This window comes from Paenarthrobacter aromaticivorans, from assembly GCF_019038615.1.
Classification (GTDB): Bacteria; Actinomycetota; Actinomycetes; order Actinomycetales; family Micrococcaceae; genus Arthrobacter; species Arthrobacter aromaticivorans.
The window spans coordinates 53,914-75,834 of record NZ_JAHOPC010000017.1; the positions used below are offsets into that span (position 1 = coordinate 53,914).

Sequence of the window (21,921 nt, forward strand, 5' to 3'; positions counted from 1 at the left end):
CGTGGAATTCCTGCTTGAACCATTGAGCTACGACTTCATGGTGCGTGCCCTCGCCACCACGGCAATTGCCGCCGTTGTTTGTGCCGTCCTTAGCTGCTGGCTCGTTCTGATCGGCTGGTCCCTCATGGGCGACGCCGTATCGCACGCGGTGCTTCCCGGCGTCGTGCTCGCGTACATTGTGGGTGCGCCTTTCGCACTCGGTGCGTTGGTGTTCGCGTTGATCGCCGTGACGTTGATCGGCGTCGTACGGAACACAAGCCGGGTGAAGGAAGATGCGGCCATCGGCATCGTGTTCACTTCGCTCTTTGCGCTGGGCCTGGTGCTGATCTCCGTGACGCCGAGCCAGACCGACCTGAACCACATCATTTTCGGCAACCTGCTGGGCGTCAGCGTTCCTGACCTCATCCAGGTTGTGGTCCTTGGCGTAGTGACTTTCGCGATCCTGATCCTCAAGCGCCGGGACCTCACGCTCTACGCCTTCGATCCCACGCATGCCCACGCCATTGGCCTGTCGCCCCGGCGGCTTGGAGCCCTGCTGCTCGGCCTGCTGGCGCTGACATCCGTGGTGGCTTTGCAAACCGTGGGCGTGGTTCTGGTGGTGGCCATGCTGATCATTCCCGGCGCCACCGCTTACCTGCTGACGGACAGGTTCTCCCGGATGCTGGTGATCGCCCCGGTCATCTCGGTGGTGTGCTCCATGACAGGCATCTACCTCAGCTACTACCTGGACACGGCATCAGGTGCCATGGTGGTGGTCACCCAAGGCGCTGTGTTCGCCGTCGTCTATCTGTTCAGTCCGAGGCAAGGACTGATTGGTACGCGCCTGGCGAAGGCCCGACGCAAGCGGGCGGTGGCCGCGGCCTGACACTTGACGGGCGCCTGTTCTTGACGTGCAAGCGTTCGCCCGGCAGTCTGGAGCGATGAAGTCTTGAGAGCAGCCCTTCCATCCGGCTGCATCCCCAGTACCCCACAACGGCAGTACCCCAAGCGGTTTCCTGCCATTCACTGCGGACTTTGCGAGGACACCTCTTGACTGACCACCTTCACCTTTCCGGCGTTTCCCATGGCTACGGGGACCGCGAACTTTTCCACGGCGCTGATCTCACCATCGATCACGGCGAGCACGTTGCCATTGTCGGAGAAAACGGGGCGGGCAAATCCACCCTTCTCCGCTTGCTGGCCGGCGTAGAAACGCCCGACGACGGCACGGCAGGTTTGGTGGGCAATGCCGGCTATCGCGTGGGTTATCTCGCCCAGACACACGGACTTCCGGCCTCGCTCACTGTGGGGGACGCCATTGACGCGTCGCTTACTGCGTTGCGGGCGCTCGAGGCCAGCATCACTGAACTGGAGCGGGACCTTGCGGATGCCGACTCCGAAACCCTGGAACGCTATGGAAGCCTGCAGACCCAGTACCAACTCCGTGAGGGGTATGCCGCCGAATCCCGGGTGGAAGCAGCGCTGGACCGGCTGGGGCTGGGAGGTCTGGACCGGCGTCGAACGCTTGGATCTTTGTCCGGCGGCGAGCAGGAGCGGGTGGCCCTTGCGTGCCTACTGGCCGACCCCGCCGAAGCCCTGCTCCTTGACGAGCCCACCAACCACCTGGACGCCAACGGCACGGCGTGGCTGGAGTCGAGGTTGGCTGCGCACCGAGGGACCGTTGTGGTGGTTTCGCACGACCGTGTCTTGCTGCGGAAGGTAGCCAGCACTGTCATCGAAGTCGACGCCGAACGCCGTTCGGTCAATCGGTACGGCAATGGCTACGAAGGTTACCTCCGCGAGAAAGCCGCCCAGCGAGCCCGTTGGGTGCAGCAATACGAGGAATGGCTCGACGCCATGGCCGCCGAACGGTTCCAGGCCGCCACGGTTTCGGGCGGCATGGGCTATGGCAGAGTGCGCGACAACGACAAATTTGCCACCGGCTTCAAAAAGGGCACCTGGCAGCGCGCAGCCACCAGCAAAGTGCGGAATGCGCAGGAACGCCTGCGACGGCTCGAAGAGAACCCCATTGACCGGCCACCCGTGCCGCTGAAGCTAGCCGCGCAACTTGACGTTCAGCTGGAGGAAGCTGCTGGACCGGCCATCGAAGCACACGGCATTAGCGTGCCCGGGCGCCTCAAGCCAACGGACTTCCGCGTCGAAACCGGGGAAAAGGTCCTCATCACTGGTCCCAACGGTGCAGGAAAATCAACGCTGGTTTCTGTGTTGGCCGGGACGCTGGAGCCCGCAGCCGGCACCGTGGCCGTTCAGGGCACGGTGGGGTACCTGCAACAGGAACTCGACGTACCGCCCCGTCCAGGCCTTCGGCTGCTTCCCGCGTTTGCCGCCGGACTGGGCGGAAACATCGACGAACACGCCGAGAACCTGCTGCGCCTGGGCTTGTTTCGGCCTGCGGAATTTCACGTTCCCGTGGGCAGCCTCTCGGCCGGACAGCAACGCCGGCTCGCCCTGGCCAGACTGCTTCTGGGCAGTTACGAGACCATGATCGTGGACGAACCCACCAACCACCTTGCGCCAGTGCTCGTGGAACAGTTGGAAGCTGCGCTCGCAGGCTTCGCCGGGACGCTGGTCATCGTGAGCCACGACCGCGCACTGGGGGAGTGGTTCGATCGCTGTGCCGCGGCCGGCTCGGTGGGTAGCTGGGTCCGGTACGGAATGCAGGATGGCGAGTTGCTCTAACCCCCGCCGCCGCCCCTGCCGCCGGGGTGAGTTGTTCGCAAAGCGATCGTTACGCTGTGTCCTGCGAATGGAAACACGGCACCAAGCGTCCTGAAACATCGGCGGAGCACCATGGAGGGAAGCCGGCCGAAAGGATCTTTCCGTGATTTCCAAGAACCTCTTCCTCCAAGGCATTTTCCCGTTTGAGGGCATCGGTATGGAAAAGCCGGTTCCCCTTCATGGCGAGCTCGCGCACTTTGTCCCGGACGGCGTCGTGAACCAGACGCTCTACTTCCGCGGCGGTAATTCCAGCTCCGAACTCATCGCGGTTGTCCTCATGCGCGACGGCGTCCCGATGCGGTATTTCCCCATTGGGGCCAAAGGCGACGTGCACGTCCCGCTGCGGGTTGTGGAAGATATCGAGGGCGGCTCGATGATCGAGTTGTTCATCGCAGCGCCGGCCGGCGTCCGCGGTTCCGTGGTGGTGGACCTGGGCATGGTGGAGCACTGATGGCCAGGCGGCTGGTGGTCATCGGCAACGGCATGGCCGGTGCCCGCGCTGTGGAGGAGATCCTGGCGCGCAGTGGCGGAGACGCTTTCGACATCACCATGTTCGGCGATGAGCCGTACGGAAACTACAACCGCATCATGCTCAGCCACGTCCTGTCCGGCGAGGAAAGCGATGCGGACATCTTCCTCAACGCCCTGCCGTGGTACCGGGAAAACAACATCACCCTGCACGCCGGGGTCCGGGTGGAGCGCATAGATAAGTACAGCAAACACGTCTTCGCGGCAGATGGCAGGGTGGTTCCCTACGATGTCCTGGTCATCGCCACCGGAAGCCACTCATTCCTTCCGCCGATGGATGGCCTGTACACACCCAGCGGATCGGTGCGACACGGGGTCTTCACGTTCCGTACCATGGACGACACCCGCAAGATGGTCCAGTTTGCCCAGCAGGATCATCATCGCAGGGCGGTGGTGATTGGAGGCGGGTTGCTCGGGCTCGAAGCTGCCCGCGGTTTGCAGGCCTACGGCCTTGACGTGGCGGTGGTCCACTCCGGCGGTCACCTCATGAATGCGCAATTAGGGCCCGACGGCGGCGCAATACTGCGGCGAAGCGTGCAGGCGCTGGGCATCGAGGTCCATACAGGAAGCCGGACCACCGCGGTGTTGGGCAAGGACCAGATCACCGGTGTGCGACTTCGCGATGACACAGAGCTGGGCTGCGACATGGTGGTTGTTACAGCCGGTATCCGGCCCAACGTGGATGTGGCGGTGGTGAGTGGACTGGCGGTTGAACGGGCCATCGTGGTGGATGACCACCTGCGCGTCATGGACGAAGAGGACATTTATGCCGTGGGGGAATGCGTTCAACACCGGGGCGAGGTTTATGGGCTCGTTGCTCCTTTGTGGGAGCAGGCCGCTGTTCTGGCAGACCAGATCACCGGCGTGGATCGTTCATCGGTTTACCTTGGATCCCGGACCGCCACCAAACTGAAGGTGGCCGGCGTCGACGTCGCTTCCATGGGCCTGCCGGGCCCGGAACTCGACACGGATGAGCATATTGTTTTCTCGGAACCGAGCCGGGGCGTGTTCAAGTCGATCGTGATCCGGGACAACAAGATGGTGGGCGCTACCCTGCTTGGTGACAGCCGCAAGGTTGCCTACTTGACGCAGGCCTTTGACCAGGGATTGCCGCTGCCGGAGGAGCGGCTCTCGCTGATGTTCGATCTCGGTTCGCCTGCAGAGGAGGAGGGCGTGGCAGAACTGGCTGACTCGGCGCAGGTCTGCAACTGCAACGGAGTCTCCAAAGGGGCACTTGTCTCGGCCGTGCAGGGTGGGTGCCGTTCGGTACCGGCCGCCATGGATGCCACCCGTGCAGGCAAGGGGTGTGGTGCATGCAAATTGCTGGTCACGCAGGTGGTGGAGTGGGCCGCCGATGGTGCCGTGGAAGATGACCCCGCAGCCAGCTACTACGTCCCAGGAATCCCGTTGGACAAGCCCGCGTTGATGTCCCGGATCCGGGAGCTTGGGCTGCGCTCGGTTTCGCAGGTCTTCGCGGCCCTGGCGCCGGACAGTGTGGAGGACGCCAAATCCAAGATGGGCCTGGCCTCGCTCATGAAGATGATGCTGGCGGAGAAGTACATTGACGAGCGCGACGCCCGCTTCATCAATGACCGCGTCCATGCGAACATCCAGCGCGATGGCACGTTCTCCGTGGTACCCCAGATGAAGGGTGGGGTGACCTCCGTGCAGCAGCTCCGGAGGATCGCCGACGTCGCGGAGAAGCACAAAATTCCCATGATCAAGCTGACCGGTGGTCAACGCATTGACCTCCTGGGCGTTGCCAAGGAAGACCTCCCCACAGTCTGGGCTGACCTGGACATGCCGTCCGGCTATGCCTATGGCAAGAGCTTCCGCACGGTAAAGACCTGTGTGGGGAAGGATTACTGCCGTTTTGGGACGGGTGATTCCACTGGTTTGGGCATTTCGCTTGAGTCCCGCTTCCAAGGAATTGAGTCGCCGGCAAAACTGAAGCTCGCAGTTTCCGGGTGTCCGCGGAACTGTGCGGAGTCTTTGGTCAAGGACGTTGGCGTGGTGGCCGTGGAGGGTGGCCGCTGGGAAATCTACATCGGGGGAGCTGCCGGCGCCCACATCCGGAAGGGGGACTTGCTGGTCGCAGTGGATACGCCTGAGGAAGTCACACTGCTGGCGGGCCGTTTCATGCAGTACTACCGGGAAAACGCGAACTGGCTGGAACGGACATACGCGTTTGTTCCCCGGGTAGGGATTGAACGTATTCGCAGCGTCATCCTGGATGACTCCGAGGGCATCGCTGCCCGCTTGGATGCGGCGATGCAGGAGTCCGTGGACAACTACGTTGATCCGTGGAGTGAGCGCGATGATCCACCCACCCCTGGCCAATTCCGGACCTCGCTGCCCTTGACGGTGCTCCCGCAGGTGCCGGTCCGATGAAGATTCCACACGTCGTAGGTCCGGTGGACCAAATTCCGTTCGGCGAAGGCAGGGCGTTCGGGATCGACGGCGAGCAGGTCGCGGTCTTCCGGCTTCGGGATGGAACCTTGCGGGCTGTGTCGGCAGTGTGCCCCCACAAAGGAGGCCCCATCGCGGACGGAACCATCGATCAGCGCGTGGTGATGTGCCCGCTCCACCAGCACTCGTTTGAGCTGGAAACCGGGTGTTCCACCACAGGCGCCAAGCCCCTGCGGACGTACGAAGTCTTCGCAGATGAGGGGCAAAACATCGTCGTCATTCCTTGAAGCAACGCGGGGTCACTTACGGCCCATCTGAGCGGCCAACATGGGCCGTAAGTGACCCCGCGTTGCTGTATTCAGGACGGGTGCTGTTGCCTGCGTCACGGGCATTCCCGTTAATCCCGTAAGATAGACGGGTTGCGCGAACCTTCGGCGTTCTGCGTTCTTTGTCACACTTCGGGGTCCTCAAGCGAGGAAAGCTCGAATTTTGTGTGGCAAAGGTGCCCATGTTCCGGCATGGGCGTAAACACCTACAGCAATACCCCAACCCACAAGGAACAGCTGTGCCGCAAAGTACCCCCACAGATCTCCAGAACCCCACGGCCACACCCACCGCCGTCGGTTCCACCCTCAGCGCTGAGGGTTACCAGAAGACCCTGAGCCGGCGCCACGTCACCATGATCGCCATGGGTGGCGCAATCGGCGTCGGCCTGTTCATGGGCGCCGGCGGCCGCTTGGCCTCCACCGGTCCGGCCCTGATCTTCTCCTACGCAATCGCCGGCGTCATCGCTTACCTGCTGATGCGCGCGCTCGGTGAACTCATCATGTACCGCCAGACCTCGGGCTCGTTCGTGAGCTACGCCGGTGAGATGTTCGGCAAAAAGGGCGCCTTCCTTTCAGGTTGGATGTACTTCATCAACTGGGCCATGACAGGCATTGCCGAGCTCATCGCGATCGGCCTGTACTTCCAGTTCTTCTTCCCCAACGTTCCCGTTGAACTCTCCGCGATTGCAGCGCTGGTGCTGCTCGTGGCCGTGAACCTGTTCAGCGTCAAGGCGTTCGGCGAGTTCGAATTCTGGGCCTCCTGCCTCAAGGTCGCAGCCATCCTGATCTTCCTTGCAGTTGGCACCTTCATGGTTGTCACCAACGCGCAGGTGGGCACCGGCCATGCCTCGGTGGGCAACCTGTTCCACGAAGACGGCGGCATGTTCCCCAAGGGCGGCCTGGTTATGATCCTGGTCCTCAACGCCGTGATCTTCGCCTACAACGCAATCGAACTCGTTGGTATTACCGCTGGTGAGATGGAGAACCCGGAACGCGAAGTTCCCAAGGCGATCCGCGCCGTCGTGATCCGCATTATTGTCTTCTATGTCGGTTCCGTGATGCTGCTTGCGATGCTGCTGCCCTCGGACCAGTACAAGGCCGGCACCTCGCCGTTCGTTACCGTCTTCGGCCAGATGGGCCTCGGCTGGATGGGCGACGTCATGAACATGATCGTCATCACCGCCGCACTGTCCTCGTGCAACTCGGGCCTGTACTCGATCGGACGCATCTTCCGGACCATGGCCAACAACGGACACGCCCCGCAGTGGCTCACCAAAATGTCCTCTCGCCACGTGCCGTACGCGGCCATCCTGGCGATCGGCGGTGTGTACCTGGCGGGTATCCTGCTCAACATCTGGCTGGGTGGCTCCCACGCGTTCGACCTCGCGCTGAACACGGCCTCCATCGGTGTGATCTTCACCTGGGGTTCCATCTTCGCGAGCCAGATTGCCCTGCGGAAGAAGCGCGGCAACGTCTCCAGCCTGCCGATGCCCGGTTCGCCGTGGACCAGCTGGCTTGGCCTGGTTGCGCTGCTGGCCATCACCGTACTGATCGGCTTCGACACCATGACCGATAAGGCAACCGGCGAGGTCTTCCTGCTGGGTCTCTGGACCCTGGCGACCATCCCGTTCTTCGCCCTGGTCCTGTGGCTTGGCTGGCAGAAGGTCAAGAACAACGAGCCCAAGAGCGAGCTGTTTAGCTAAGGCTCTCTTACCAACGCTCGACGGCGGGTGCCTCCTTTCCGGGGGCACCCGTCGTTCGCGTGTCCCCGCCCAACCGCCGGCTGAGAACAACCACTATTGCCAGCCAGTTGGGACTGTCAGTGCCCGGGTCTACGCTCGATGTATGGATCACACCACCACCCTGACGCAGCACATTAACGCCAGCCCGGAGAAAGTTTGGGCGGTCCTCTCGGACATTCCGGGCTCGGCCGGCACCCTTTCGGGCATCAACGCAATCCAGATGCTCAGTGAGGGTCCCTATGGGGAGGGCACCCGCTGGAAGGAAACCCGCACCATGATGGGCCGGCAGGAAACCGTGGAGATGTGGGTGTCAGAAACGGACCCGCCACGCAGCACCACAGTCAAAGCACTTCAGGGCGGCGCCGATTACACCACCGGCTTCAACCTGAACGAGCGCGACGGCGGAACTGACCTTACGCTGACATTCGACGCCAAGGTCCTTAAACCCACGCTCGTGAGCAAGGTCGCCATGGCCTTGTTCGGGAAGATCGGAATGAGCATTACCCGAAAGGCCCTCAGCAAGGACCTCGCCGAGATCGCTGCAAAGGCGGAATCCCTCTGATGGCGGCTGCAAAGGTGGCGGCCCCCAAGATCTCCCCGGTGCGGTTGGAAGAACTGCGCGACGACGACGCCCCGGACTTCCAGCGTGGCGAAAGGTATGACGGCATCAGGTTTACCCGCTTGTCCGCCGATGGGGAGGAACTGAGCGGTGCTGACTTCATTGAGTGTGAGTTCACGGGAGTCTCGTTCAACGAGGCCCAGTTGCGTGGTGCCACGTTCCGGGAGTGCATCCTTGCGGAGCCGTATGCGCCAGTCTTCACTGCGGCACGGACTTCCTGGCAAGACGTGGAGATCAGCAATCCGAGGTGGGGATCAGCCGAGCTGTACGAGGGCACGTGGCGTTCGGTGCGGATCGAGGGCGGCAAGCTGGACTACGTGAACTTGCGCGGTTCCAAGTTGATGGATGTCCAGATTTCCGACTGCATCATCAACGAGCTCGATCTGGGCGGTTGCACCGGCACCCGGGTGTCGTTGAAGAACTGCAGCATCGGCACCCTGGATGTCACCGGCGCAAAGCTCAAGGACGTGGACCTGCGGAGCTCGGAATTCCGGGGGATCAACGGTTTGGCCGGGCTTGCCGGAGTTGTTATTGACGATTACCAGTTGAGTCTCATGGCCCCGTTGCTGGCTGGTCATTTGGGCATCCGGGTGGTCTGACGCCGTGGCTGGGCTGCCGGGAAGATGACTTCATCTGTTGACCCGGACGGCAGGCCGTGTAATCTTTATAGAACGAACGGTCGGTATATTATTCCGCGCCGGTCCCTTTCACTTTGCGAAGGATGTTCTCATGGTCGAGGCTTTTCTTGTTGGCGGCGCACGGACGCCGGTTGGTCGTTACGGCGGGGCATTGTCCTCCGTCCGTCCTGACGACCTCGCCGCGCTGGTGGTCCGTGAGGCAGTGGCGCGTGCCGGCGTCGATCCTGACTCCATTGATGAGGTAATCCTCGGCAACGCCAACGGCGCTGGCGAGGAGAACCGCAACGTGGCGCGCATGGCAACCCTCCTTGCCGGACTTCCCCTCCACATTCCGGGCATCACCGTGAACCGTCTCTGTGCCTCCGGCCTGAGCGCCATCATCATGGCGAGCCAGATGATCAAGTCCGGCGCCGCGGACATCGTGGTGGCCGGTGGCGTCGAATCCATGAGCCGGGCACCCTGGGTCCAGGAGAAGCCCACCACTGCATTCGCCAAGCCGGGCCAGATCTTCGATACGTCCATCGGCTGGCGCTTCGTCAACCCGCTCTTCACCAAGGGCGAGCTCTCCCGTGACGGCAAGATGACCTACTCCATGCCTGAAACGGCCGAGGAAGTGGGCCGCGTGGACAACATCTCCCGCGAGGATGCAGACGCTTTCGCTGTCCGCTCGCACGAACTCGCTTTGGCGGCTATTGCAGGCGGCCGGTTCAAGGACGAGATCGTTCCGGTCACAGTGAAGACCCGCAAGTCCGAGACCGTGGTGGACACCGATGAAGGTCCTCGCGAAGGCACCACCATGGATGTCCTGGCTGGGCTCCGGCCCGTAGTCCCCGGTGGCTCCGTCGTCACAGCGGGCAACTCCTCCAGCCTCAATGACGGCGCCTCTGCGATCATCGTCGCCTCTGAAGCAGCCATCAAGAAGTTCGGCCTGACGCCTCGCGCCCGCATCATCGACGGCGCTTCGGCGGGCTGTGAGCCGGAAATCATGGGCATCGGTCCTGTCCCGGCAACGCAGAAGGTCCTGGCCCGCACTGGCCTTACCGTGGACCAGCTCGGCGCAGTGGAACTCAACGAAGCCTTTGCCACTCAGTCCCTTGCCAGCATGCGGCGCCTGGGGCTGGACCCGGGAATCGTCAATAACGACGGCGGTGCCATCAGTTTGGGGCACCCGCTGGGTTCCAGCGGCTCACGTCTGGCCATTACCCTTCTGGGCCGCATGGAGCGGGAGCTTGCCAGCAACAATGGACCGAAGCTTGGCCTTGCCACGATGTGCATCGGCGTGGGCCAGGGCACGGCGATGCTGCTGGAAGGCGTGTAAATGGCACTGAATCAGGAAGACTTCAGCACCCTCCTCCTCGAGGAACGTGACGACAGGCTCACTGTTCTTCTTAATCGTCCCGAAGTACGCAACGCGATAGACCAGGCCATGGTGGACGAGCTCCACCTCGTCTGTGCCGAACTGGAGCGCAACCCCAAGGTCCTGATCATCGCGGGCACGGACGGTGTCTTCGCCTCGGGCGCGGACATTGGACAACTCCGGGAACGCCGGCGCGATGACGCACTGCGGGGGATCAACTCAACTATCTTCATGCGCATCGCCAAGCTGCCGATGCCTGTCATCGCAGCTTTGGATGGCTATTGCCTGGGCGGCGGTGCGGAGCTTGCTTATGCCGCAGATTTCCGGATCGGGACCCCAAGTGTCCGGATCGGCAACCCCGAAACAGGACTGGGAATCCTAGCCGCAGCCGGCGCCAGTTGGCGGCTCAAGGAGCTTGTGGGTGAACCAAAAGCCAAGGAGATCCTCCTCGCCGGCGCTGTGTTGCGGGCCGAGGAAGCGCTACGGATCAGCTTGATTACCGAGATTCACGAGGCCCCTGAGCTCATGGAGGCCGCGCACAATCTGGCTGACAGGATCGGCCGCCAGGACCCCCTTGCTGTCCGCATTACCAAGTCGGTGTTCCACGCTCCAGCGGAAGCACACCCACTGATCGACACCCTTGCCCAGGGGATTCTGTTCGAATCCCAGGCCAAATTCGACAGGATGCAGGCTTTCCTGGACAAGAAGAACACAGGCAATTCATCCGCGACTGCCAACGACGACAGGATTCAGAAATGACAGCAGTTCCCGCGATTCCCCACGTTGTTGGAGTCCTTGGCGGTGGCCGGATGGGGGCGGGAATCGCGCATGCTTTCCTGACCAAGGGGGCCACCGTGATCGTGGTGGAGAGGGATCATGAGGCAGCCGCCGGAGCGCAGGGCCGGGTAGCAGACGCAGTGGCCAAGTCCGCTGCCCGCGGCACCCTGGGCGAAACCCCTGAAGAAGCCATGGCCAGGTTCAGTACGTCGACAGACTACGAATCCTTCATCCATTGCGGCCTGGTGGTAGAAGCTGTGCCCGAGGATTACGATCTCAAGGTCGCTGCATTGAAAGCGGTGGAGGACCACCTTTCCGCGGATGCATTCCTTGCCTCAAACACGTCGTCTTTGTCCGTGACGGGCTTGGCGGATGAACTTCGCAGGCCAGCCAACTTCATCGGGCTGCACTTCTTTAACCCGGTGCCTGCCTCCACCCTCATCGAAGTGGTGCTGGCCAAAAAAACCTCGCCCGAACTCGCCCAAGCGGCGAAGAACTGGACCGAGGCACTCGGCAAGACCGCCGTCGTCGTTAACGACGCGCCTGGCTTTGCGTCCTCAAGGCTGGGCGTCGCTATTGCCTTGGAGGCAATGCGCATGGTTGAGGAGGGTGTGGCATCAGCGGAGGACATCGACGCCGCCATGGTCCTTGGGTACAAACACCCCACCGGGCCGCTCAAGACCACCGACATCGTGGGTTTGGATGTTCGTCTGGGCATCGCGGAGTACCTGCATTCCACGCTGGGTGACCGCTTCGCTCCGCCGCAAATCCTGAGGGACAAGGTGGCACGCGGGGAGCTTGGCCGCAAAACAGGCAAGGGCTTCTTCGACTGGAACGACTGACCACACCGGTTAGGCTAACCGGGTGACCTCGATTGAACCCATAACCCTGACCGGCAAATTCGTGACACTGGAGCCCTTGCGGCCAGATCACCACGACGACCTTGTGGAGGCGGCCAAGGACGGCGAGCTCTGGAAGCTCTGGTACACCTCCGTACCCACGCCGGAGGGTATGGCTGCCGAGATTGAGCGCAGGCTGGGCCTGCAAACCCAAGGTTCCATGGTGCCCTTCGCCACCAGGCTCAACAGCACTGGCAAGGTCATCGGAATGACGACGTACATGAACATCGATGCAGCCACCCCGCGCGTGGAGATCGGCTCCACCTGGAACGCAGCGTCCGTGCACGGCACAGGCACCAACCCCGACTCGAAGCTGCTGCTTCTTCAGTACGCCTTTGAAACCCTGGGCTGCCCTGCCGTCGAATTCCGCACGCACTGGCTCAACCACCAGTCCCGCGACGCGATCGCACGCCTCGGCGCCAAGCAGGACGGCGTGTTGCGGAACCACTCGCGCACCAAGGACGGAGTGCTTCGCGACACCGTTGTGTTCTCCATACTGGAGCACGAGTGGCCAGCGGTGCGGAACGGCTTGGAGTTCAGGCTGGCCAGGTACGGCGCGTAGCTGGCCAACAAGATGACGCTCTTACCGGCAAACCAGGAAATACCCCGCAAGCCCCGGTTCAGTCTTCGCACGGCCATTATTGCAATCGTGCTTGGAATTCTCTGGCTGCTCCTCTTCCATAACGCACCGCCGCGCGAGGGCACTGTGGCAGGGCACGGAATCGTGGTTGACCAAAAGATCAGTACAAAAGGCCTCTGCGAGCCTATAGCCGACGTCGTGATCGATGGTGCCACTTACCGTACTCCTCCGGGGACCAGCGATGAGCCCTGCGCGTACGGGATCGGCGACTCCATCGATGTCACCTACCACCCTGATGACGTTGCCGGCACGCTGGAGATTCCTTTGGAAGGACCATCTAAGAAGGCTGTGGCGCTCCTTCCCTTGATAGGCGTCGCGCTGCTTATTGGCGGCACAATCTCGCTGGTCGGAAACATCCTTTACCGCCGGAAAGTGAAAGCCCAAAAATAGCTTGGCCATGGGTCTGTACCGCGTTGGCTGCCGGGCGTAATCTGGCCAACACATTGCCCCGTACGCGGCTGAAGGGTGGGCGAGCCGCGAAGTGATCCTTTTTGACGGACCACCGGAGCCCCAAACAGCTGTACGAAGGGGAAGCATCATGGCAACTCATCGAGCACGACGCCGGAACTTGGCTCTTGCAGGCGGACTCGCCGCCTTGGCGCTCACGTTAGGATTCACGGCCAGTCCGGCGACCGCCGCACCGCCATCACCTGTCAATTATGTGGCCCTCGGTGATTCGTATACGGCGGGGACCGGTGCCGGGGACTTGTACCGTCCACCGGTAGCTTGTTGGCAGAGTAGTCCGGGCTATGTCGATGATGTCGCCGAGACAGGGCGGGTCGCTCTAGTGGCCAATTTGGCCTGTCACGGAGCCGTCCTGTTCCCGGCCGGACCCTTTTATGACGGAGTGACGCCGTCCGTATTTCAACAGATCACCAGCAGTGCAGGGCAATCCGCGCTCCAGAATGCCGGGTTGGTGAGCATTACCGCTGGTGCGATCGATGCCGGCAGTTTGCTCGCATTGCAGGCCTGCTCTACGCCGGACACACAGCTTTGTGAGGGCACCGTAAGCGGGATCATCGCCAATCTTCCCGTGATCGAGTCCGGACTTGAGATCATCTATCAAAACATCCGAGCCTCGGCTCCGGAGGCGACCCTCACTGTCATGGGCTATCCTCGGCTTTTTGATCCCGCCAATGGTCTCCCGGTGATCCCACCGGCGAACCAATCCCAGGTGAATCTGGCCGTCGATGCCCTCAACGCGACAATTGCCAAGGCGGTGGCTGACAGCCGGACCAACGCCAAATTCATCGATGTCACCAAGAAGTTCCTCGGGCATGCAGCGAATTCTGCAGATCCGTGGCTTGTGATGATCCTGGCGCCCGTACCCCCGTTTGATCGGCTGCCCGACGCCAACTTCCATCCGAACGAGGCAGGGCATCTTGCCTACGCCGCAGCCCTACTGTCCGCCGTCAAACCTGCGCAGCTCGCCAAGCGTTAGACCATTAAGACGTTGCGAACCCGCTGTTTCGTTGTTGCCCAACAACGAAACAGCGGGTTCACAACGTTCAAGCAAGCCGGCTGCACGCTCACACCTTCTGCCAACGGCTCTCAGCCTCGGCGCTGGCCTCCACTGCCGCCAGCACCTTCTGTACCTGCAAGGCATCAGAGAACGACGGCGCGGGCTGCTCCCCGGCGCTGATGGCGTTAACGAGGTCCACCACCTGATGCGTGAATCCGTGCTCATAGCCCAGGCCATGTCCGGTGGGCCACCAGTTCCCGACGTAGGGGTGCGATGGTTCCGTCACGATGATCCGCCGGAAACCGGCGTCCTCGTGGGCGGCATCGTAGAAGGACAGCGAATTCATGTCCTCGAAGTCGAAAGCCAACGAGCCGAGCGTGCCATTGAGTTCCAGCCGCATGGCGTTCTTCCGTCCCAAGGCAAACCGCGTCGCCTCGAACACGCCGATCGGGCCGCCGTCGGATGTTCTTCCGGCGCCGGATGTCTTTCCGCCGAAACGTGCCGTGAAGATCGCTGCGTCGTCTACCGTTACTGGACCGCGCGGACCGTCGGTACCACCATGCCCACCGAGCCCTATGAAGTCACCGCCGATCGGCCGCTCCTTCACGAACGTCTCCATGAGGGCCGAAACCCCTGTGATGCTGGACCCGGTGATCCACTGGGCGGCGTCGATACTGTGGGCACCGATATCACCCAGCGAACCAGAGCCGGACTTTGACTTGTCCAGCCGCCACGTCAGCGGAGCGTCCGCGTCGGACAACCAGTCCTGGAGATACTGGGCCCTGACGTGTCGGAGTTCGCCCAACCGGCCGTCGTCCACCATCCGCTTTGCCAGGGCCAGCGCGGGAGTTCGCCGATACGTGAAACCGCACATCGAGTACACGCCCCGCTCGGCGGCCGAGGATGCGACAGCGGTCATCTTCTCGGCCTCAGCCACACTGTTGGCCAAGGGCTTCTCGCAGAGTACGTGTTTGCCGGCTTCCAGGGCGGCAATCGCAATCTCGGCGTGCGTGTCTCCAGGGGAACAGATATCGATCAGGTCAATGTCATCGCGCTCGATCAGGCGACGCCAATCCGTCTCCACGGAATCCCAACCGAACTTGTCCGCGGCTACCTGAACACCGGCAGCATTTCTGCCAGCCAGCGCCGTCAGCTCGGGCGCAAATGGGAGATCGAAGAAGCGTGGCGCCGTTCGCCAGGCATGCGAGTGGACGGCGCCCATGAAGGAGTAGCCCACCATGCCTACCCGCAGCTTCCGCGTCACCGCCGAATGCCTTCCCCCGAAAGCGCACTGCCTACCGAAAGCGCACTGCCTACCGAAAGCGCACTGCGAACCGAGGTCCAGGACTTCAAGACCTCCAACACGGCGGGGTCCCGCTCGGCAAGGAGTGCTTGCTGGTACGAGTCCTCAAGCAGTGCGTCTACGGAAACCCTGGCCCCGGTCGAGGCACTCAGTATGGCCGACTCCACCATGGCAAGGCTCATGATGTTTTGGTGCACCTGGCCCATTGGGGTGCTTCCCGTGCGGACCGCGGATACAAAGTCGCGCAGGGAGCCGGCGATTTCCTGGCCCGGATCGGAAGCGCCTGATCCCAACGGAATGGCTGCCGAGGAAACAGGTTCATTATCGCCGTCCCACATGACCGTGCCGTGCTCGCCGCTGATGCGCCACGAGGCGTTCCATGATGTTTCCTGGCCCGGGCTGCACCAGCTTCCGTTGAACACGAAGCGCTCGCCGCCGGTCATTTCGAACACGGCCGTGGCCCCGGCATCACCGCGGTACCAACTCCACGAGGGGTTGTACTCCTCGCAGAAAACAGAGACGGGATCGGCGTCCAGCAGGAACCGGGCCATGTCGAATTGATGGATCGCCATGTCCAACAGCAGGGGATGGTCCATGGCATCGCGGAAGCCGCCAAAGTGGGGCGCCTTGAAGAACTCGGCAGAGACAATGCCCACAGCACCCAAGGACCCGGACAGCCGCTTGGCTTCAAAGAGCTGCCGGTTGTAGCGCCGGGATTGACTGACCATGAACAGCTGGCCGTGAAGCTCAGCAGCCGCTGCCAAAGAAAGCCCTTGAGCCACACTGGAGGCTACGGGCTTTTCGCCAAGGACCGGCAGGCCCGCAGCAAGCGCCTCGGTAGTGACCGGATGATGCGCGGCAGGAACCGTGACGTTGATGACCGCTTGGGCTCCGACGTCGGACGCCAGTGCCGCTGTACCGGCACCTACCGGAAGGTCGGGACGGCCGAGCGAGACTGCCGCTTCAGAGGCCGTGGCAAGGTCCAGATCCACGATGCCTGCAAGCTCAACCAATGGTGACGACTCAACGGTTCGAAGCCAGGCACGGCCCATGCCCCCGGCGCCGACCACGACGACGCGAAGGGGAGTGCCGTCGTCGGGGATTGTGGCGAAAGGTGTGCTCACGCGTTTGCTCCTTGGTAGCTCTTGCCGTTGAAGAAGTCGTTGGTTTCATAGCGGAGCAGCTCTGGGACGGCGCGCTCGGGACGGTCTGTGACGGCCCACTCCACGGCATTGGCGATGACCCGGCGGATGTCTTTGTGGTGATAGACGGGGTAGTCCTGGTCGCCGGGGCTAAAGAAGAAGATCTTGCCGTGACCGCGCCGGAACGTGCAGCCCGAACGGAAGACTTCGCCTCCGCTGAACGAGCTGATGAACACCAGTTCTTCCGGCGTGGGAATGTCGAAAAATTCGCCGTACATTTCCTGCTCAGGGATCACGATGGGGTGGGGAACACCCTTGGCGATGGGGTGGGTCGGTTCAACTGTCCACACGAGCTCGCGGTCATGTTCCGAGCGCCAGCGCAGGGTGCAGGTGGTGCCCATGAGCTTGGTGAAGATCTTGGACCAGTGCCCGGAGTGGAGCACAATCAGGCCCATGCCCGCGAGAACGTGGCGGTGGACGCGCTCCACGATTTCGTCCTCAACATCGGCGTGGGACATGTGTCCCCACCAAGTGAGGACGTCGGTGTTGGCGAGGACTTCCTCGGTGAGGCCATGCTCGGGTTCGTCCAGTGTCGCGGTGCGGACCTCGACGGCGGAACCCAGCTTCTCCTCGATGCCCGCCTTGACGGCGCCGTGCATTCCTTCCGGGTACAGGCGTGCCACGAGTTCGTCCCGCTTCTCGTGCCGGTTTTCGCTCCAGACCGTGACGCGGATGGGCTTGCTTGTTTCAGGCATGATTTTTTCCTTCTGATGAGTGACGGTCTACTTGACCGCGCCGCCGGTGGTGCCCGCGGCGATGTATTTTTGGGCCGCGACTAACAGGACGATGGCCGGGATCGAGGCGAGTACCGCCGTCGCCATCACTGAACTCCAGTCGTTCACGTAGGCGCCGATGTACTGGAAGATGCCCAGGGTGACGGGACGGACCGCTTCCGTGGTGGTCAAGGTCAGGGCGAACAGGAAGTCGCTCCAGGCGAACAGGAACGTAAAGAGTCCTGCGGTGATCAACGAGTTCCGGCTCAGCGGAATCACGATCGACCAGAACGCCCGGACATGCCCCGCCCCGTCCACCCGCGCTGCCTCGATCACGGATGCCGGCATACCGTTCATGAATGCCCGGATGATGAGGATGGCGAAGGGAATTCCGTGAGCCGAGTCCGCGAGGATCAGGCCTGGAATGGAGTTGAGCAGCCCGAGATCGTTGTATGCCGTGTACAGGGCGTTGGCCACCACGATGCCCGGGATCATCTGGCTGATCAGGATGGCGAAGAGGACAATGCCTGCGCCACGGACCTTGAAGTAGGCAAGCGCGTAGGCCGCCGGGGCCGCGATTGCCAGGCTCAATGCCACGCTGCCCAGGGAGATGATCAGGCTGGTGCCAAGGTTCCTGGCTTGCTCACTGATGGCTGTGGCATAGCCGGTGAAATCGGGCTTCAAGGGCAGCCACGAGGTTTCCAAGGTAGTGCCGTTTGGCTGCAGGGAGGCGTTGATCATCCAGTAGACCGGGAACAGCATGATGGCCAGGAAGAAGATAGCCAGCGCCGTGTAGCCCCAGTTCTTGCGTCCCGTTGCCTTCGATCGGCCAAGCCGGAGTGTGGGTGCTTTCAGTACGGTTGTCATGGTTTCCTCACTCATCCACAGCGCGTCGGCTTGCCCGCAGGTACAACACTGCGAACACCAGGGAAATGATCACCAGCACGTTGCCCAGTGCCGCGCCTTCACCGAATTTGAATTCGTGGAAGGAGAGATCGTACGACTGGGTGGCGATGGTCTGGGTAGAGTTCGCCGGGCCACCGTTGGTCAGGCCCAGGATGATGTCCAGCACCTTGAGGGTGTAGACCACGCCGAGCACCAGCACCACGCTCACCACCGGACGGAGCATCGGCCACGTGATATGCCGGAACGCCTTCCAACCCGTCGCTCCGTCCAGGGACCCGGCCTCGTAAAGCTCGTCCGGGATCTCCTGCAGGCCGCCATAGAGGATGGTCAGATTGAACGGGATGCCAATCCAGATGTTCACGCCCACCACTGCGATCAAAGCCAACGAGGTACTGGTCAGCCACGGAACACCAGTGTTGATGACGCCCAGATCGCCCAGGAAACGGTTGAGGGCTCCGCTGTCCTTGTCCAGGATCCAACGCCACACGGCACTCGAAACGATCAGCGGCAGTAACCAAGGCAGCAGTAGCAGCGACCGCAGGATTCCGTTGAGCGGGAACTTGCGCTGGAAGAAGATCGCCAACGCCAGCCCGATCACGAACTGGCCCAGGATGGAACCTATCGTGAACAGTGCGGTGTTCAGCAGCGAGGTGGAAAACAACGACGACGACAATACAGTTACGTAGTTGGCCAGCCCTACCCATGGGGCTTCTCCGGTGAAGAAGGTAGCCGTGGTGTAGTCCTGGAAACTCATGACGACGTTCTTGACCACCGGGTAGCCAAAGAACAACGCCATGTAGACCACGGCAGGAACCAAGAAGAGCCACTGGAAGATGCGCTCGCGGCGTTGGCGGGTGCGCCGTCGTGGTGCTTGCGCCTCTGTAGGCGGGCCAGCCGGACGGCCGTGCTTGCGGCTGGCCTTTCCGCTGGAAGGAGCCGCTGTTTGCGACAAATCTGTTGTCAATGACATGGTTCGCTGCTTACTGGCCTTGCGCTTGCTTGAGGGCATCGGCCGGAGAGGCGTTACCGGTCAGGGCTGTCTGGATAGCGGTGTAGATCTTGGTTGCCTGGGCCGGCCAATCTGCACCGAGCTCGCCGGTGCGGGCACGGGCGGTCTTGATCAGCTCAGTGAACGTAGCGAGCTTGGGGTTTTCGGCCGCGAACTTCTCCGCCAACGTGGTCTTGGAAGGAATGGTGTTACGGACCTTGGCCATGGACATCTGGTTCTCGTCGCTGTTCAGGCAGGCAATCACTTCCGCGGCCTTGGCCTGGCGTGCCTTGTTTCCGGTTTGAGGGACTGTCCATACTTCGCCGCCCAGCGGGGCAACGGACGTCTGGCCGGCTTCACGGACGGGGATCTTGACCACGCCGTACTGCAGAGTGGGCTGCTTATCCAGGGCCGGGATCTGCCAAGGGCCGTTGACCATCATGGCTGCTTTGCCGGCCATGAACTGGTCCTTGACATCGGCCTGGGTCCAGTTCAGGGCCGAGGAAGAGACGGAGCCGCTCTTTACCAGGTCGGTCCAGAGCTGGAGTGCCTGCTCGGTCTCCTTGGTGTCGATCTTCTTCTCGTCACCGCCGTTGGACCACATGACCGGGAGGAACTGCCAGGTGCCTTCATACGTGGGGTTGGCATTGAACGCGAGTCCGTACTGCTCGCCGGCGGTGAGCTTGGCGGCTGCTGCCTTCAGTTCGTCCCAGGTGGTGGGCGGGGTTACTCCAGCCTTGTCCAGGATGTCCTTGTTGTAGAACAGGGCAATGGTGTTCACGGTTGGAGCCAGGCCGTACACCTTGTCCTTGTAGGTGCCCGCGCTCAGCACGCCCTCGGCAAAGTTGTCAGTGCTGATCTTGAAGTCTGACAAGGGAGCCAACGCGCCGGTGGCGGCAATCTGCTGCAGGTCCGGATTATCCAGCATGAGCACGTCCGGAAGCGTCTTGGAGGAGGACTGCTGGAGCACCTTGGAGATCAGGGACTTGCCTGGGACGGTCTCCCGCTTGATGGTGACACCTGCCTGGGTGCCGCACTTGGTCAGGGCGTCGCCGATGAAGGACTTATCCGGCTCGTTGTTGTAGTAGTCCATCACGGAGATTTCCGTGACAGCCTCCGACGACGAAGCCGCAGTGGAGGTCCCGCAGGCTGAGAGGGCCAAGGGAAGGCCGACCAATGCAGCGACGGCGAGGGCAAGAGGACGACGGGTTGTCCTTTGTGCTGACTTCATTGTCTGTTCCTTTTTCTGGGTGTGATTATCGATGCGTATCGACGATGCGTATCGATAAATTCGGAAACTGTAATGCAGGGTGCTTTGAGAGGGTTTAGCTGCCGTGGGGTGGACGGAGCGTGCTGGCACGGTGCGTAATGACCGTGGGTACCAATTCCAGGGATTCGGTTGGTCCCTGGTTCTCGGCTTCGAGGAGATCGCAAATAATCTTCACCGCACGGCGGGATACTTCGGCCGGGCGGAGGTCAATGGTGGAAAGTGGGATGGGCTGTAGCTCAGCCAGGGTGGGGGAGGCACTACCGATGACAGAGACATCCGTACCGGGCGTCAGGCCGCGGCTGGTGAGGACGCGTCGAAGAACGTCCTGAACGGTGCCGTCCGGAGCGATAAAGGCAGGTACTCCAGTGGTCTCCGCCAAGGCTTTGTCCACGGATTCGCCGATAACCTCGCGATCAGTTCCGCCGGGCAGGTGCAGCACTTTTACGCCGAGGGTCTCCGCGGCCTTGTTGGTGCCGGACATGAAGCGCTCCACGTAGTTCACGTGGCGGTCGACCACTTCCGGCTGCCAATCCAGAACGGAGATTACGGTGTGGCCAGCGGCTGCCAGGTCCTGCACGCACTGTTCGCCGGCCATTTCAAAGTCGGCATCAATGCAAACCAATCCGGAAGGATCATGCGGGATGCCGATCAGCACCACCGGAACGTGAAGGCTGCGGACTACCGGGAGGCGTTCGTCGTCGCCTTCCACTTGCATAAGGATCAGGCCGTCGCAGATTTGCTGGCCCACAACACGCTGCAGCCCCGGTGCGCCCTCATCCTCGGTGACCAGCAGGATGTCGTGGTCATAGAGGCGGGCGGTGTTGGCGATAACGGAGACGAACTCCATGATCGATGCCATGTGCAACTCCGGGATGAACGGGATGACGAGGCCGATCACGCGAGTCCGGCGACTGGCAAGCGCGCGGGCTCCGGCATTTGGCTGGTAGGTCAGCTGCTGAATGGCGTCCTCTACCTTTTTCCGCGTCTTCTCGGAGATGGGTCGCTTGCCACTGAGAACATAGGAAACCGTGCTCTGAGCAACGCCGGCGGCCTGGGCAACGTCCTTGCTGGTGGGCATGTCCTGGCCTCCTTGCGCTCTCTGCTGAACGGGTACTTTTTGACGGCTTCTGCCAATCGTCGATACGTATCGTCGATGCGCATCGAGAATGAGTATGACATGAGTCACTTGCCCCGCGCAATACCCCCAATCCGTCCCTCTCTCACATCCCACCGCCTTTTCGGCGGTTCCTCTATCACATCCGACCGCTTTAGGGCGGTTCCTCTCTCACATCCGACCGCTTCCCTCTGCGTCAGGCTGGTTGTGAGTCAGGTGGTGTGTGACGAGAGCAGGAGTAGCCATGACTGTTGGCCCGAGAGGTATTAGCCGTGATGAGATCCGGGACATGGTGCATCAGTACTATGTG

At 61.9% G+C, this 21,921-nt stretch carries 21 protein-coding genes; 14 read left to right on the top strand and 7 right to left on the bottom strand.

Annotation, left to right across the window (positions count from 1 at the left end):
- The first annotated feature begins 1 nt into the window (after position 1).
- The 14 genes from KSW38_RS20810 (at position 2) to KSW38_RS20875 (ending at position 14,094) form a co-directional block, all read left to right on the top strand.
- Positions 2-865, top strand: a complete 864-nt coding sequence (locus KSW38_RS20810) for a metal ABC transporter permease (RefSeq protein WP_308169457.1) — start codon at positions 2-4, stop codon at positions 863-865.
- Positions 866-1,029: 164 nt separating this feature from the next.
- Complete coding sequence (locus KSW38_RS20815; RefSeq protein WP_216926856.1) at positions 1,030-2,679, top strand: ABC-F family ATP-binding cassette domain-containing protein; 1,650 nt, start codon at positions 1,030-1,032, stop codon at positions 2,677-2,679.
- Positions 2,680-2,821: 142 nt separating this feature from the next.
- Positions 2,822-3,169: a molybdopterin oxidoreductase gene (locus tag KSW38_RS20820; RefSeq protein ID WP_216926857.1), complete on the top strand. Its 348-nt coding sequence runs from the start codon at positions 2,822-2,824 to the stop codon at positions 3,167-3,169.
- Positions 3,169-5,637 carry a nitrite reductase large subunit NirB gene (gene nirB / locus KSW38_RS20825; RefSeq protein ID WP_216926858.1) on the top strand — a complete coding sequence of 823 codons (2,469 nt, stop codon included), beginning with the start codon at positions 3,169-3,171 and terminating at the stop codon, positions 5,635-5,637. The genes KSW38_RS20820 and nirB overlap by 1 nt, the downstream gene beginning before the upstream one ends.
- On the top strand, positions 5,634-5,942 hold the full coding sequence (locus KSW38_RS20830; protein ID WP_216926859.1) for a Rieske (2Fe-2S) protein: 309 nt from the start codon (positions 5,634-5,636) through the stop codon (positions 5,940-5,942). Before nirB ends, KSW38_RS20830 begins: the two co-directional genes overlap by 4 nt.
- A 278-nt stretch (positions 5,943-6,220) precedes the next feature.
- Entirely contained in the window at positions 6,221-7,684 is a 1,464-nt protein-coding gene (locus KSW38_RS20835) for an amino acid permease (protein WP_216926860.1), read from the top strand.
- 142 nt (positions 7,685-7,826) lie between these two features.
- Positions 7,827-8,285: an SRPBCC family protein gene (locus tag KSW38_RS20840; protein ID WP_216926861.1), complete on the top strand. Its 459-nt coding sequence runs from the start codon at positions 7,827-7,829 to the stop codon at positions 8,283-8,285.
- Positions 8,285-8,941 carry a pentapeptide repeat-containing protein gene (locus KSW38_RS20845; RefSeq protein ID WP_216926862.1) on the top strand — a complete coding sequence of 219 codons (657 nt, stop codon included), beginning with the start codon at positions 8,285-8,287 and terminating at the stop codon, positions 8,939-8,941. Before KSW38_RS20840 ends, KSW38_RS20845 begins: the two co-directional genes overlap by 1 nt.
- Positions 8,942-9,071: 130 nt before the next feature.
- Positions 9,072-10,298, top strand: a complete 1,227-nt coding sequence (locus KSW38_RS20850; protein ID WP_216926863.1) for a thiolase family protein — start codon at positions 9,072-9,074, stop codon at positions 10,296-10,298.
- Positions 10,299-11,096, top strand: a complete 798-nt coding sequence (locus KSW38_RS20855; RefSeq protein ID WP_216926864.1) for an enoyl-CoA hydratase/isomerase family protein — start codon at positions 10,299-10,301, stop codon at positions 11,094-11,096.
- Positions 11,093-11,956 (top strand): 3-hydroxyacyl-CoA dehydrogenase family protein, encoded by an 864-nt coding sequence (locus KSW38_RS20860; protein ID WP_216926865.1) that lies wholly within the window; start codon positions 11,093-11,095, stop codon positions 11,954-11,956. The genes KSW38_RS20855 and KSW38_RS20860 overlap by 4 nt, the downstream gene beginning before the upstream one ends.
- 22 nt (positions 11,957-11,978) lie before the next feature.
- Positions 11,979-12,575: a GNAT family N-acetyltransferase gene (locus KSW38_RS20865; protein WP_216926866.1), complete on the top strand. Its 597-nt coding sequence runs from the start codon at positions 11,979-11,981 to the stop codon at positions 12,573-12,575.
- A gap of 87 nt (positions 12,576-12,662) precedes the next feature.
- Positions 12,663-13,043: a hypothetical protein gene (locus KSW38_RS20870; protein ID WP_216926867.1), complete on the top strand. Its 381-nt coding sequence runs from the start codon at positions 12,663-12,665 to the stop codon at positions 13,041-13,043.
- 148 nt (positions 13,044-13,191) lie between these two features.
- Complete coding sequence (locus KSW38_RS20875; RefSeq protein WP_216926868.1) at positions 13,192-14,094, top strand: SGNH/GDSL hydrolase family protein; 903 nt, start codon at positions 13,192-13,194, stop codon at positions 14,092-14,094.
- Positions 14,095-14,182: 88 nt separating this feature from the next.
- On the opposite strand, the gene KSW38_RS20880 is transcribed toward KSW38_RS20875, so the two are convergent.
- From KSW38_RS20880 to KSW38_RS20910, 7 genes are all read right to left on the bottom strand, one after another.
- Positions 14,183-15,355, bottom strand: coding sequence for a Gfo/Idh/MocA family protein (locus tag KSW38_RS20880; protein WP_216926880.1), 1,173 nt, complete (start codon positions 15,353-15,355; stop codon positions 14,183-14,185).
- Between the two features lie 20 nt (positions 15,356-15,375).
- Positions 15,376-16,542, bottom strand: a complete 1,167-nt coding sequence (locus KSW38_RS20885; RefSeq protein WP_216926869.1) for a Gfo/Idh/MocA family protein — start codon at positions 16,540-16,542, stop codon at positions 15,376-15,378.
- Entirely contained in the window at positions 16,539-17,315 is a 777-nt protein-coding gene (locus KSW38_RS20890; protein ID WP_216926870.1) for a ThuA domain-containing protein, read from the bottom strand. Before KSW38_RS20890 ends, KSW38_RS20885 begins: the two co-directional genes overlap by 4 nt.
- A 27-nt stretch (positions 17,316-17,342) precedes the next feature.
- The gene (locus tag KSW38_RS20895) at positions 17,343-18,200 is read right to left on the bottom strand and encodes a carbohydrate ABC transporter permease (protein WP_216926871.1); all 858 of its coding nucleotides are present in this window, start codon (positions 18,198-18,200) and stop codon (positions 17,343-17,345) included.
- A gap of 7 nt (positions 18,201-18,207) precedes the next feature.
- Complete coding sequence (locus KSW38_RS20900) at positions 18,208-19,209, bottom strand: carbohydrate ABC transporter permease (RefSeq protein ID WP_216926872.1); 1,002 nt, start codon at positions 19,207-19,209, stop codon at positions 18,208-18,210.
- Positions 19,210-19,219: 10 nt separating this feature from the next.
- A complete protein-coding gene (locus tag KSW38_RS20905) occupies positions 19,220-20,458 on the bottom strand; it encodes a sugar ABC transporter substrate-binding protein (protein ID WP_216926873.1) in 1,239 nt (412 codons plus the stop codon).
- Positions 20,459-20,552: 94 nt separating this feature from the next.
- Entirely contained in the window at positions 20,553-21,575 is a 1,023-nt protein-coding gene (locus KSW38_RS20910) for a LacI family DNA-binding transcriptional regulator (protein WP_216926874.1), read from the bottom strand.
- Positions 21,576-21,921: the final 346 nt, after the last annotated feature.